The 13,242-nt window shown below is 55.3% G+C and carries 11 protein-coding genes; 5 read left to right on the top strand and 6 right to left on the bottom strand.

Going from position 1 to position 13,242, the window contains the following annotated elements; all coding sequences use genetic code 11:
* Nucleotides 1-148 precede the first annotated feature (148 nt).
* The 4 genes from carA to kefC all read left to right on the top strand — a co-directional run bounded on the left by carA (nucleotide 149) and on the right by kefC (nucleotide 7,098).
* Nucleotides 149-1,309: a glutamine-hydrolyzing carbamoyl-phosphate synthase small subunit gene (gene carA, locus GEAM_RS01145; protein ID WP_034787080.1), complete on the top strand. Its 1,161-nt coding sequence runs from the start codon at nucleotides 149-151 to the stop codon at nucleotides 1,307-1,309.
* 17 nt (nucleotides 1,310-1,326) lie between these two features.
* Entirely contained in the window at nucleotides 1,327-4,551 is a 3,225-nt protein-coding gene (gene carB, locus GEAM_RS01150) for a carbamoyl-phosphate synthase large subunit (RefSeq protein WP_034787083.1), read from the top strand.
* 146 nt (nucleotides 4,552-4,697) lie between these two features.
* Nucleotides 4,698-5,258, top strand: a complete 561-nt coding sequence (gene kefF / locus GEAM_RS01155) for a glutathione-regulated potassium-efflux system oxidoreductase KefF (protein WP_051899364.1) — start codon at nucleotides 4,698-4,700, stop codon at nucleotides 5,256-5,258.
* Nucleotides 5,245-7,098, top strand: coding sequence for a glutathione-regulated potassium-efflux system protein KefC (gene kefC / locus GEAM_RS01160; RefSeq protein ID WP_034787087.1), 1,854 nt, complete (start codon nucleotides 5,245-5,247; stop codon nucleotides 7,096-7,098). Before kefF ends, kefC begins: the two co-directional genes overlap by 14 nt.
* Nucleotides 7,099-7,178: 80 nt before the next feature.
* Here the strand turns inward: kefC and GEAM_RS01165 are convergent, their stop codons facing one another.
* Nucleotides 7,179-7,793: a LysE family translocator gene (locus GEAM_RS01165; protein WP_034787090.1), complete on the bottom strand. Its 615-nt coding sequence runs from the start codon at nucleotides 7,791-7,793 to the stop codon at nucleotides 7,179-7,181.
* 411 nt (nucleotides 7,794-8,204) lie between these two features.
* On the opposite strand from GEAM_RS01165, the gene folA reads away from it, so the two are divergent.
* Nucleotides 8,205-8,693, top strand: a complete 489-nt coding sequence (gene folA, locus GEAM_RS01170) for a type 3 dihydrofolate reductase (RefSeq protein ID WP_034787093.1) — start codon at nucleotides 8,205-8,207, stop codon at nucleotides 8,691-8,693.
* Between the two features lie 65 nt (nucleotides 8,694-8,758).
* On the opposite strand, the gene apaH is transcribed toward folA, so the two are convergent.
* The 5 genes from apaH to surA form a co-directional block, all read right to left on the bottom strand.
* Entirely contained in the window at nucleotides 8,759-9,613 is an 855-nt protein-coding gene (apaH, locus tag GEAM_RS01175; protein ID WP_034787096.1) for a bis(5'-nucleosyl)-tetraphosphatase (symmetrical) ApaH, read from the bottom strand.
* A gap of 5 nt (nucleotides 9,614-9,618) precedes the next feature.
* Entirely contained in the window at nucleotides 9,619-9,996 is a 378-nt protein-coding gene (gene apaG, locus GEAM_RS01180; protein ID WP_034787098.1) for a Co2+/Mg2+ efflux protein ApaG, read from the bottom strand.
* A gap of 81 nt (nucleotides 9,997-10,077) precedes the next feature.
* Nucleotides 10,078-10,911 (bottom strand): 16S rRNA (adenine(1518)-N(6)/adenine(1519)-N(6))-dimethyltransferase RsmA, encoded by an 834-nt coding sequence (gene rsmA, locus GEAM_RS01185; protein WP_034787104.1) that lies wholly within the window; start codon nucleotides 10,909-10,911, stop codon nucleotides 10,078-10,080.
* A 20-nt stretch (nucleotides 10,912-10,931) separates the two neighbouring features.
* Nucleotides 10,932-11,939 (bottom strand): 4-hydroxythreonine-4-phosphate dehydrogenase PdxA, encoded by a 1,008-nt coding sequence (gene pdxA / locus GEAM_RS01190; protein ID WP_034787106.1) that lies wholly within the window; start codon nucleotides 11,937-11,939, stop codon nucleotides 10,932-10,934.
* Nucleotides 11,929-13,224, bottom strand: a complete 1,296-nt coding sequence (gene surA, locus GEAM_RS01195) for a peptidylprolyl isomerase SurA (RefSeq protein WP_034787108.1) — start codon at nucleotides 13,222-13,224, stop codon at nucleotides 11,929-11,931. Before surA ends, pdxA begins: the two co-directional genes overlap by 11 nt.
* Between the last annotated feature and the right edge of the window lie 18 nt (nucleotides 13,225-13,242).

Genomic DNA, 13,242 nt, shown 5'->3' on the forward strand with positions numbered 1-13,242 from the left:
GTGCTTTTGGTAGACAAAGCGAGCGCCCATCATTAGAATGCGCGCAATTTGCCGAAAATTGGCTTCGAGGGCGATTTTTGCATTGATTTAGATCGGCTTATCTGAATTAATATGCAAATAATGTGATTGATTATTCCTGGAGGATGCTTTGATAAAGTCAGCGCTATTGGTTCTGGAAGACGGAACCCAATTCCACGGTCGGGCCATCGGGGCAGAAGGTACGGCAGTGGGGGAAGTGGTCTTCAATACGTCGATGACCGGTTATCAAGAAATCCTTACTGATCCTTCCTATTCCCGCCAAATTGTTACTCTTACTTATCCCCATATTGGTAATGTCGGCACTAACGCCGCTGATGAAGAATCCTCTGCTGTACACGCTCAAGGTTTGGTTATCCGCGATTTACCTCTTATTGCCAGCAACTACCGCAGCACCGAAAACCTTTCTGACTATCTCAAACGCCACAACATCGTCGCTATCGCCGACATTGATACCCGTAAACTGACTCGCGTGCTGCGTGAAAAAGGCGCACAAAACGGCTGCATCATCGCTGGCGACTCCGTTGACGCGGTGCTGGCACTTGAGAAAGCTAAAGCCTTCCCGGGCCTGAAAGGCATGGACTTGGCGAAAGAAGTCACTACCAAAGAGTCTTACAGCTGGCAGCAGGGTAGCTGGACATTAGAAGGCGAACTGCCAGAAGCGAAAGCGGCCGAAGAGTGTAAATTCCACGTGGTGGCCTATGACTACGGCGCAAAACGCAACATCCTGCGTATGTTGGTTGACCGCGGTTGCCGCCTGACTGTCGTGCCAGCGCAAACGCCAGCCGAAGACGTGTTGAAGCTCAATCCAGACGGCATCTTCCTGTCCAACGGACCGGGTGACCCGGAGCCGTGCGACTACGCCATCGACGCCATTAAAGCTTTCCTCGAGACTGACATTCCGGTCTTCGGCATCTGTCTCGGCCACCAGTTACTGGCACTGGCCAGCGGCGCGAAAACGCTGAAAATGAAGCTGGGCCACCACGGTGGTAACCACCCGGTGAAAGATCTCGATAACAATGTGGTGATGATCACCGCCCAGAACCACGGCTTCGCGGTTGACGAAAATGACCTGCCAGCCAACCTGCGAGTGACCCACAAATCGCTGTTCGACCACACGGTTCAGGGGATCCACCGCACCGATAAGGCGGCGTTCAGCTTCCAAGGGCACCCAGAAGCCAGCCCGGGCCCGCACGACGCGGCACTGCTGTTCGACCACTTTATCGAGCTGATTGAGCAATACCGTTCTCACGCCACTCAGACTGGCAAATAAATCAGGAGCCCTAAAAAATGCCAAAACGTACAGACATAAAAAGCATCCTGATCCTCGGCGCTGGCCCGATTGTTATCGGTCAGGCCTGTGAGTTTGACTATTCCGGTGCGCAGGCGTGTAAAGCCCTGCGCGAAGAGGGTTACCGCGTCATTCTGGTGAACTCCAACCCGGCGACCATCATGACCGACCCGGAAATGGCCGATGCGACTTACATCGAACCTATTCACTGGGAAGTGGTGCGTAAAATCATCGAGAAAGAGCGTCCAGACGCCGTGCTGCCGACCATGGGCGGCCAGACTGCACTGAACTGCGCACTCGAGCTGGAACGTCAGGGCGTGCTGGCTGAATTCGGCGTGACCATGATTGGTGCCACCGCTGACGCTATCGACAAAGCCGAAGACCGTCGCCGTTTCGACGTGGCGATGAAGAAGATTGGCCTCGACACCGCGCGTTCAGGTATCGCTCACACCATGGAAGAAGCGCTGGCGGTTGCCGCTGACGTTGGCTTCCCTTGCATCATCCGCCCATCATTCACCATGGGCGGCACCGGTGGCGGTATCGCTTACAACCGCGAAGAGTTCGAAGAGATTTGCGAGCGCGGTCTGGACCTTTCGCCAACCAAAGAGCTGCTGATTGATGAGTCGCTGATTGGCTGGAAAGAGTACGAGATGGAAGTGGTGCGCGATAAGAACGACAACTGCATCATCGTCTGTTCCATCGAAAACTTCGACGCCATGGGCATCCACACCGGTGACTCCATCACCGTGGCTCCGGCGCAGACCCTGACCGACAAAGAGTACCAAATCATGCGTAACGCTTCGATGGCGGTACTGCGTGAAATCGGCGTGGAAACCGGCGGTTCTAACGTGCAGTTCTCCGTGAACCCGAAAAACGGTCGCCTGATTGTTATCGAAATGAACCCGCGCGTGTCGCGCTCTTCTGCTCTGGCTTCTAAAGCAACCGGCTTCCCGATTGCCAAAGTGGCCGCCAAGCTGGCGGTAGGTTATACGCTGGACGAGCTGATGAACGACATCACCGGCGGCAAAACGCCGGCGTCGTTCGAGCCTTCAATCGACTACGTTGTGACTAAGATCCCTCGCTTCAACTTCGAGAAGTTTGCCGGTGCTAATGACCGTCTGACCACGCAGATGAAATCTGTCGGCGAAGTGATGGCGATTGGCCGCACCCAGCAAGAATCTCTGCAAAAAGCCCTGCGCGGCTTGGAAGTGGGCGCTAGCGGCTTCGACCCGAAAGTCAGTCTGGACGACCCGGAAGCGCTGACCAAGATCCGCCGCGAACTGAAAGAAGCTGGTTCAGACCGCATCTGGTACATCGCCGACGCCTTCCGCGCTGGCCTGTCTGTTGACGGTATCTTCAACCTGACCAACATCGACCGCTGGTTCTTGGTACAGATTGAAGAGCTGGTGAAGCTGGAAAACGAAGTGGCCGAAGGCGGCTTCAACATCCTGACTCACGATTACCTGCGCATGTTGAAGCGCAAAGGCTTTGCCGACCTGCGTTTGGCGAAGTTGGTTGGCGTGTCAGAGAGCGAAGTGCGCAAGCTGCGCCACAAATACAACCTGCACCCGGTCTACAAACGTGTTGATACCTGTGCGGCAGAATTCTCCACCGACACTGCCTACATGTACTCCACTTATGAAGAAGAGTGCGAGTCCAATCCGACTAACGATAAGCCAAAAATCATGGTGTTAGGCGGCGGACCAAACCGTATCGGTCAGGGCATCGAGTTCGACTACTGCTGCGTTCACGCCTCGCTGGCGCTGCGCGAAGACGGTTACGAAACCATCATGGTGAACTGTAACCCTGAAACGGTTTCCACCGACTACGACACCTCTGACCGCCTGTACTTCGAGTCAGTGACGCTGGAAGACGTGCTGGAAATCGTGCGTATCGAGCAGCCAAAAGGCGTTATCGTGCAATACGGCGGTCAAACTCCGCTGAAACTGGCTCGTGAACTCGAAGCCGCAGGCGTGCCAATTATTGGCACCAGCCCGGACGCCATTGACCGCGCCGAAGACCGCGAGCGTTTCCAGCAGGCGGTTAACCGTCTGGGCCTGAAACAACCTGCCAACGCCACGGTTGCTACCATTGAGCAAGCGGTAGAAAAAGCCAGCGGCATCGGCTATCCGCTGGTGGTGCGCCCGTCTTACGTGCTGGGCGGCCGCGCGATGGAAATCGTGTATGACGAAATCGACCTGCGTCGCTACTTCCAGAACGCGGTTAGCGTCTCCAACGACGCGCCGGTGCTGCTCGACCGCTTCCTTGATGACGCAGTAGAAGTCGATGTCGACGCTATCTGCGACGGCGAGCGCGTGCTGATTGGCGGCATCATGGAGCACATCGAGCAAGCGGGCGTCCACTCCGGCGACTCCGCCTGTTCTCTGCCAGCCTACACGCTGAGCAAAGAGATTCAGGACGTGATGCGCCAACAGGTTGAGAAACTGGCCTTTGAGCTGAGCGTTCGCGGCCTGATGAACGTGCAGTTCGCGGTGAAGAACAATGAGGTTTACCTGATTGAGGTTAACCCACGCGCCGCGCGTACCGTGCCGTTCGTCTCTAAAGCCACGGGTATTCCGCTGGCTAAAGTGGCTGCTCGCGTGATGGCGGGGCAGACACTGGCCCAGCAAGGCGTGACCGAAGAGATTATTCCACCGTACTACTCGGTGAAAGAAGTAGTGCTGCCGTTCAACAAGTTCCCGGGCGTTGACCCAATCTTAGGGCCAGAAATGCGCTCTACCGGTGAAGTGATGGGCGTGGGTCGCACCTTCGCCGAAGCCTTCGCCAAAGCGCAGCTCGGCAGTAACTCCGGCATGAAGAAAGCCGGACGTGCGCTGCTGTCAGTGCGCGAAGGGGACAAAGGCCGCGTGGTCGACTTAGCTGCCAAGCTGCTTAAACGTGGCTTCGAGCTGGACGCTACTCACGGTACCGCAGTGGTGCTGGGCGAAGCGGGAATTAACCCACGCTTGGTCAACAAGGTGCATGAAGGCCGCCCACACATTCAGGACCGCATCAAAAACGGCGAGTATGTGTATATCGTCAACACCACCGCGGGTCGTCAGGCGATTGAGGATTCCAAGCTGATTCGCCGCAGCGCGCTGCAATACAAAGTGCACTACGACACCACGCTGAACGGCGGTTTTGCGACCGCGATGGCGCTCTCTTCCGACCCAACCGAGCAGGTTATTTCGGTTCAGGAAATGCACGCTAAAATTAAAAAGTAACCTTAAGACCTCATAGTCTGGTACTGCGACGCCCGCGACCGAAAGGAAGCGGGCGTTTTTATTACTTTCGCATGGCACTGGCGGCAGTTAATAAACCACAGAAATACTTTATGATTAATCTATGTTTTGACGATATGAGCTGACTGATGATTTTAATTATTTACGCCCACCCGTATCCACGCCACTCCCGGGCCAATCAGCGCTTGCTGTCGGCAATTGCGGATCTTCCTGATGTTGAAGTCCGCTCACTTTATGATCTCTATCCCGATTTCAGTATTGATATCAGCGCCGAGCAGGCGGCGGTTGAACGCGCCGATCTGGTGGTGTTCCAGCATCCGCTGCAGTGGTACAGCATGCCGCCGCTGCTTAAGCTGTGGATTGATAAAGTGCTGGAGCACGGCTGGGCCTATGGCCACGAAGGCAATGCTTTGAATGGCAAACACTGTCTGTGGGCGGTGACCACCGGCGGTAACGAGCATCACTTCGAGCTGGGCGATCATCCTGATTTTGACGTTTTAGCCCAGCCGCTTCAGGCCACGGCGGTTTACTGCGGAATGAACTGGCTACCGTACTTCGCCGTGCATAACACCTTTATTTGCGACGAGGTGGCGCTTAAGGCCTCCGGCGAAGAGTATCGCCGCCGCCTGTCGGCTTGTCTAAGTTTGAAAGAAACCGCGCCAGTGGGAGGCAGCGATGGAAAACCATAATTTGCTGCTTGAAGGGCTGCTCTACCTCGGCTCCGCCGCGCTGTTTGTACCGATTGCCGTGCGCCTTGGCTTAGGCTCGGTGCTGGGTTATTTGATTGCGGGCTGCATCATCGGCCCGTGGGGGCTAAAGCTGGTTTCCGACCCGGAGTCGATTCTGACTTTTGCCGAGATTGGCGTGGTGCTGATGCTGTTTATCATCGGCCTGGAGCTGGACCCAAAACGCCTATGGACCCTGCGCGCCTCGGTGTTCGGCGGCGGCAGTATCCAGATGGGCGGCTGCGGTTTGGTGCTCAGCCTGTTCTGTTACTTGCTGGGGTTGGACTGGAAAGTCGCCCTGCTGATTGGCCTGACGCTGGCGCTGTCTTCCACCGCCATCGCTATGCAGGCCATGAGCGAGCGTAGCCTGACCACTTCGCCAATTGGCCGCAGCGCCTTTGCCGTGCTGCTGTTTCAAGATATCGCGGCCATTCCGCTGGTCGCCATGATCCCCTTGCTGGCGAGCACCGGAGAAGCCACCACGCTGGCAAGCTTTGGTTTGTCTGCCGCCAAGGTGGTGGGTGCGCTGGCGGCAGTGATCCTGCTGGGTCGCTATGTGGCGCGGCCACTGCTGCACTTCGTTGCCCGCTCGGGCATGCGCGAAGTGTTCAGCGCCGTGGCGCTTTTCTTGGTCTTCGGCTTTGGTATCTTGCTCGAAACGGCGGGCCTGTCGATGGCGATGGGGGCGTTTCTGGCCGGGGTAATGCTGGCGAGTTCGGAATACCGCCACGCGCTGGAAAGCGATATTCAACCATTTAAAGGCTTGCTGCTGGGGCTGTTCTTCATCGGCGTCGGCATGTCCATCGACTTCGGCACGCTGGTGCATCAGCCGTTGTTGATTGCCACCTTGCTGGTGGGCTTCATGCTGCTGAAAGCCGCGCTGCTGTGGCTGATCGGGCCGCTGCTCGGCGTGCCAAAACGCCAGCGCGGCCTGTTCGCCATTCTTATTGGGCAGGGCAGTGAATTCGCCTTCGTGATTTTCAGCACCGCGCAGATGGCGGGCGTGCTGCCAGTAGAGTGGGCGAAAGCCCTGACGCTGGCGGTGGCGCTTTCCATGGCGGTCACGCCGCTGTTGCTAGTGCTGGCGAGCCGTCTGGAGCGCAACGCGCCGAAAGACACTCGACCTGACGATACCATTGATGATGAAAATGCCACGGTGATCATTGCCGGGTTTGGGCGTTTCGGACAGATCGCTGGTCGTCTGCTGCTCGCCAATAACGTCCATACCGTGGTTTTGGATCACGACCCGGACCACATCGAAACGCTGCGTAAATTCGGCACAAAAGTGTTTTACGGCGACGCCACCCGCGTGGACCTGCTGGAGTCCGCCGGGGCCGGGCAGGCCAAGGTGCTGATCAACGCCATTGATGACGTCGAGGCCAATCTCCAGCTCACCGAGCTGGCGAAAGAGCACTTCCCGAACCTGAAAATTATCGCCCGCGCTCGCGACGTCGACCACTGGTATCAGCTGCGCCGGCTTGGCGTTGAGGCACCTGAGCGTGAGCTGTTTGAAGGCTCGCTGCGCGTCGGACGTGAGACGCTGGAATTCCTCGGATTAGATGCTTACGAGGCGCGGGAAAAAGCCGACCTGTTCCGCCGCTATAACTCGAAAATGCTCGAAGCCACTATCGAGAATTACGAGGATACCGAGTTCCGCGTTGCCACCATGCAGCGTGCCAAAGATATGCTGACCGACGCCATCGAGCAGGATCAGAAGCGTCTGGCCTCAGGGCAGCAGCAAGGCTGGCGCGGAAGTATTGATGGCAAAGCCCCGGAAGATGAGGTGATTGAAGCTAAGGGGTAAGGCGAACGGGAAGAGGTAAGAAGTGTTATCAAACGGGCGGTGCGCAGGCATCGCCCGTTTTGCGTTAAAGCAGCGGGATGTTAACTCAGAGCGACTTTAATGCCTAAACCAATCAGCACGCCACCCAACAGCTTATCGACAATTTTCTGCGCTTTGGCCAGACCACGGCGCACCGGGGCGCTTTGGATAAGCAATGAGAGCAGCGGCCACCAAATGGCTGACAGCCCGATGATGATCGAGGCATACCACAGCTTTTCGCCCACGCTGGAGTTCACTTGCAGTACCTGAGTGAACATCGCTAAGAAGAACAGGGTCGCTTTAGGGTTGAGCAAGTTGCACAAGTAGCCCTGAACGAAAGCTTTGTGCAGTTTGATCTTCTGCTGCTCTAGGCCGTCGAGATTCATTTTGCTGTTTGAGCGTGAAAACAGTGCCTGAATGCCCACCCAAATCAGATAAGCCGCGCCGACATACTTCAGCATGTCGAACAGCCACGGCGTGGTGGTGATCACTACAGCCAGCCCAGCCACGCAGTAAGACATGTGGGTTATCACTCCGCAAATCACTCCCAGAGACGTCATCATCGCCGCCGCTTTCGGGTAGCGAGCCGCATTCTTAATGACCAGAAAGAAATCCGGGCCGGGGGAGAGCATGCCGAGCAGTGAGATGCTGGCGACAAACAGGGAGGTTTCAAGCATGGCAACAACCGTCGTTAATTCAGGAGCAGATAGGGCGGCATCATACGCCAATCCTCAAACGCATAAACTATGGGAGGCAGTTTTTTTTCTGTTTCAGATAAAGTCGAAGCGACTCGCCTACACGCCGCTGTACGCCAATGCCGCCAGCTTGTAAGCCGCACTGTACAAGGCGCTAAACGCCTCGAATTCAAATCAGTGATATATGCCGTTTTAAGATAATTATTCGTTATATATGGCGTGGATTAAGGTGCAGAATTGGAACTTTTATAATGATAAATCGCGCATCACTAAGAGCCATCTTATATCTGATGGTTGGGCAGTTATCGCTATCGACGGCTTGAGGGGCTTTCCGTATAGTGTCTGCACTTTTTTGAGTCACCTTAAAAATCCTCTTTTACACAGGGCTTCATAATGATTATCAGCCTGATCGCCGCACTGGCGGCGGATCGCGTTATTGGCATGGAAAACGCCATGCCTTGGCATTTACCGGCTGACCTGGCTTGGTTTAAGCGTAATACGCTGAACAAACCGGTCATCATGGGACGCAAAACGTTCGAGTCTATCGGCCGTCCTTTGCCAGGCCGCTTAAATATCGTGATCAGTTCACAACCGGGCACGCACGACGGCGTCACCTGGGTTACCTCCATTGATGCGGCTGTTGCTGCGGCAGGCGATGTTGAGGAAGTGATGGTCATGGGCGGTGGTCACGTTTACGACCAGTTCTTGGCGCGCGCTGACCGTTTATACCTGACCCACATTGATGCTGAAGTGGAAGGGGACACGCATTTCCCTGACTATGAGCCCGATGAGTGGGAAAGCACCTTCAGCGAATTCCACGACGCTGACGAGCAGAACTCGCACGGTTTCTGTTTCGAAATTCTCGACAGAAACCGCGGCTAATCCCGTACGCAGGCCAAATAAAAAGGCACCTGAAAAGGTGCCTTTTTTGATCTGCCGAAGCCAACTCAGGACGCGGTCGGAGCCGCAACCTGCTCTTTGTCGCTGCGGCGATTAGAGCGCTGGGTGAAATACTGCTTATCTTCCCAACGAATCATGGTCAGTACGCCACCCCAGCAGCAGCCGGTATCCAGCGCATAAACGCCTTCCGGCGCGCCTTTTCCTTCCAGAGAAGCCCAGTGCCCGAAGGCGATGCTGTATCCTGCTTCGCGGATGGGGCTGGCAATATCAAACCAAGGTTTGAGCGGGCGCGGCGCGTTCTCCGGGGTGTCCTTACACATCATGTCCAACTGACCGTTCGGGAAGCAGTAGCGCATGCGGGTGAGGGCGTTGGTGCTAAAGCGCAGACGCGCTAAACCGCTCAGCTCCGGCGACCAGTTGTTCGGCATGTCGCCGTACATGGCGTCGAGGAACAGCGGGTAAGTGTCGCTGCTCAGCACGGCTTCAACTTCGCGGGCGCACATTTGCGCGGTTTCCAAGTCCCACTGCGGCGTGATGCCAGCATGAGCCATCACCAGCTTCAGCTCTTCGTCAACCTGCAACACCGGCTGGCGGCGAAGCCAGTTGATCAGCTCATCGGCGTCGTCGGCTTCCAGCAGCGGATTGAGGCGATCTTTCGGCTTGTTGAAGCTGATCCCGGCATAAATCGCCAGCAGATGCAGGTCATGATTGCCCAGCACCATGCGCACCGACTCACCCAAGCCGCTGACATAGCGCAGCACTTCGAGCGAGTTAGGGCCGCGCGCCACGAGGTCGCCGGTCAGCCATAAACGGTCTTGTTCAGGATTGAAATTCACTTGCGCCAATAGCGCTTTGAGTTCATCGATACAGCCGTGAACATCACCAATAAGATATGTCGACATGAGAGTTAATTTATCAGCGTTGGGATTGCGAGGCGAAAAACAGGGATAGGGACACGGAATATTTCACCGTCCTCTGCGACCATTTCGTAATGTCCTTCCATGGTGCCCAGTGGCGTTTCAAGCACCGCGCCGCTGGTGTAATGGAATTCGTTACCAGGAAGAATAAGCGGTTGTTCACCGACCACACCTTCACCCTGAACTTCTATCTGCCGTGCATTACTGTTAGTAATCAACCAATAACGGCGGAGTAATTTTACGTTGAAGCGGCCGAGATTACGGATAGTCACGGTGTAGGAGAAGACATAGCGCTCTTCTTCAGGTATCGACTGAGATTCAATGTAGATACTTTGCACCTGAACACATACGCGTGGTGAATCAAGCATAGCGTTACTCCTCGCTTCCTTTATGTTTCGAGGCGCTGTGCGATGTGCATTCGCGCCTCTCATCATATTGGCTCAGTACGATTATTGTTCTGGCTGAGGCTGGCCGTTTTTAGGCCGGGTCGATAAGCGGTTAGCCAGTTTGCAGTACATCTCAACAGAAATATTCTCGGCGCGCATCTGTAAATCCAGACCCAGCTCTTCCATCTCTTCAACGGTGAACAGATGGCCGAGGCTGTTACGCACGGTTTTACGACGCTGGTTAAAGGCGTCAGTGGTCAAGCGACTCAGAATACGAATGTCGTCAACCGGATAAGGAATTGTCGCGTGCGGCACTAAACGCACCACCGCAGATTCTACTTTTGGCGCTGGCGTGAAGGATTCCGGCGGCACTTCTAATACCGGAATAATATTGCAGTAGTACTGTGCCATTACGCTCAGACGGCCATAAGCCTTGCTGTTCGGACCCGCGACCAGACGGTTTACCACTTCTTTCTGCAACATAAAGTGCATGTCGCGAATGGCATTAGTATAGAGGAACAGGTGGAACATCAGCGGCGTGGAGATGTTATACGGCAGGTTGCCGAACACGCGCAGCGGCTGGCCCAGCTCTTTCGACAGCTCACCGAAGTCGACTTTCATGGCGTCAGACTGGATAACACGCAGCTTGCCGGCCATCTTTGGATTGGTTTCCAGACGAGCGGCCAAATCGCGGTCAAGCTCGACCACGGTCATGCTATTAAGGCGCGAGGCAACCGGCTCTGTTAAAGCAGCCAAGCCGGGACCGATTTCGACAACGGCCTGATCGGGCAAGGGATGAATGGCCGATACGATGCTGTCGATAACAAACTGATCGGTTAAGAAGTTTTGCCCGAAACGTTTACGAGCAAAGTGGCCTTGGTGTACACGATTATTCATTGTAGTTGTTTTACTTTTCTTTATAGAACAGCAGAATTGGTTGCCATACGAATGGCGAGATTTATTGCCGTCTTGAAACTGCCTGCGTCGGCGGTGCCGGTGGCGGCCAGTTCAAGTGCAGTACCGTGATCAACGGAGGTCCGGATAAAGGGCAGGCCGAGTGTGATATTCACTGCGCGACCGAATCCCTGATATTTTAGCACCGGAAGGCCCTGATCGTGATACATCGATAACACGGCATCGGCGTGTTGCAGATATTTCGGCTGGAACAGCGTGTCCGCTGGCAGTGGGCCAATCAGACTCATCCCCTTTTCGCGCAGTTCGTTCAGCGCAGGGATGATGGTATCAATCTCTTCATGCCCCATGTGGCCGCCTTCCCCTGCGTGCGGGTTCAGGCCACAGACATAAATTTGCGGATCGGTAATACCAAATTTAGTCTGCAAGTCATGATGCAAAATGGTGATCACTTCATGCAGGCTTTGGCGAGTGATCGCCGCAGGCACGTCCAGCAGAGGCAGATGGGTGGTCGCCAGCGCTACGCGCAGCTCTTCCGTCGCCAGCATCATCACCACGCGGTCGCAATGGCTGCGATCGGCGAAGAACTCGGTATGACCGATAAACGGGATACCTGCGTCATTGATAATGCTTTTTTGTACCGGGCCAGTAACCAAAGCGGCGAATTCGCCGTTGATTGCGCCATCGCAGGCACGAGCCAGCGTTTCCACCACGTAACCGGCGTTAGCCACGTTAAGCTGACCGGCAGTCACAGGAACGGCGGTTTTCACCGGCAAAACGGTGAGCGTACCCGCAGCCTGAGGCTCAGGTGCAGCATCCGGCTGGTGCTCGCGTAACTCGATGTTCAGTCCCAGAATCTGGGCGCGCTCAAGTAACAAAGCCGGATCGGCGCAAACCACTAACTCAACAGGCCAAGCCTGCTGAGCCAGAGCAAGTACCAGATCCGGCCCAACCCCGGCTGGCTCGCCGGGGGTTACCACTAAACGTTTTGTCGCCAAAGAATTATTGTCCATTACCGTCCAGAATCTTCACGTACGCGTTGGCACGTTGTTCCTGCATCCAGGTCTGAGCTTCTTCAGCAAATTTACGGTTGAACAGCATGCGGTACGCGCGCTCTTTCTGCGCTGCGTCGGTTTTATCAACCTGACGGGTATCGAGCAACTGAATCAAATGCCAGCCGAAGGAAGAGTGAACCGGTGCGCTGAGTTCGCCTTTTTTCAGGTTCATCAGTGCGTCGCGGAACGCTGGATCATACATGTCAGGAGAAGCCCAACCTAAGTCGCCACCCTGATTCGCAGAACCTGGGTCTTGAGAAAGCTGTTTCGCTTCATCGGCAAACTTGGCTTTACCGCTGCGGATATCAGCTGCGACCTGCTCAAGCTTAGCGCGAGCCTGATCGTCAGTCATCACCACAGAAGGCTTCAGCAAGATGTGACGTGCGTGAACCTCAGTGACGGAAACGGTTTTGTTGTCGCCACGGATATCGTTAACTTTCAGGATATGGAAGCCGACGCCCGAACGGATTGGACCGATGATTTGGCCTTTCTGCGCGGTGCTCAGAGCCTGAGCAAACAGCGTTGGCAGCTCCTGCAATTTACCCCAACCCATGTTGCCGCCTTTCAGCGCCTGTGAGTCAGCAGAGTAGGTGATGGCCATTTTGCCGAAGTCGCCACCGTTGTTCAGCTCAGCCACCAGTTTCTTGGCTAACGCTTCTGCGGTGTCCACTTGGTCCTGCGTCGGGTTTTCCGGCAGAGGAAGCAAGATGTGGCTCAGGTTGAACTCAGCGTCGCCGCCGTTTTGCGCACCAACCTGTTTGGCCAGCGCATCAACTTCCTGCGGCAGAACGGTAACACGACGACGAACTTCGCTGTTACGCACTTCGCTGATCATCATCTCTTTGCGGATCTGCGCGCGGTAAGTGCTGTAGTTCAGACCGTCATAGGCCAGACGGCTACGCAGCTGGTCTACGGTCAGTTTGTTCTGTGCGGCAATCCCAGCGATGGCTTTATCAACGTCATCATCAGTCAGTTTGATGCCCATTTTATCGGCCATCTGCAACTGGATTTTATCCATGATCAGACGATCAAGGATCTGGTGACGCAGCGTCGCATCATCAGGTAATTGCTGATTTGCTTCTTTAGCCTGCTGTTTAACAGATTGCATCAGGCTGTTGACGTCACTGTCCAGGACCACGCCGTTATCAACCACGGCGGCCACTTTATCAACCTCTTGAGGGGCTGCGAACGCGGTGCTGGCACAAAGCGTTAAGCCGAGGAGAAGTGTTCTCCAGTTCTTCATACATTTTCCATTTGTTTA

Source organism: Ewingella americana ATCC 33852, from assembly GCF_000735345.1.
GTDB classification, from domain to species: Bacteria; Pseudomonadota; Gammaproteobacteria; order Enterobacterales; family Enterobacteriaceae; genus Ewingella; species Ewingella americana.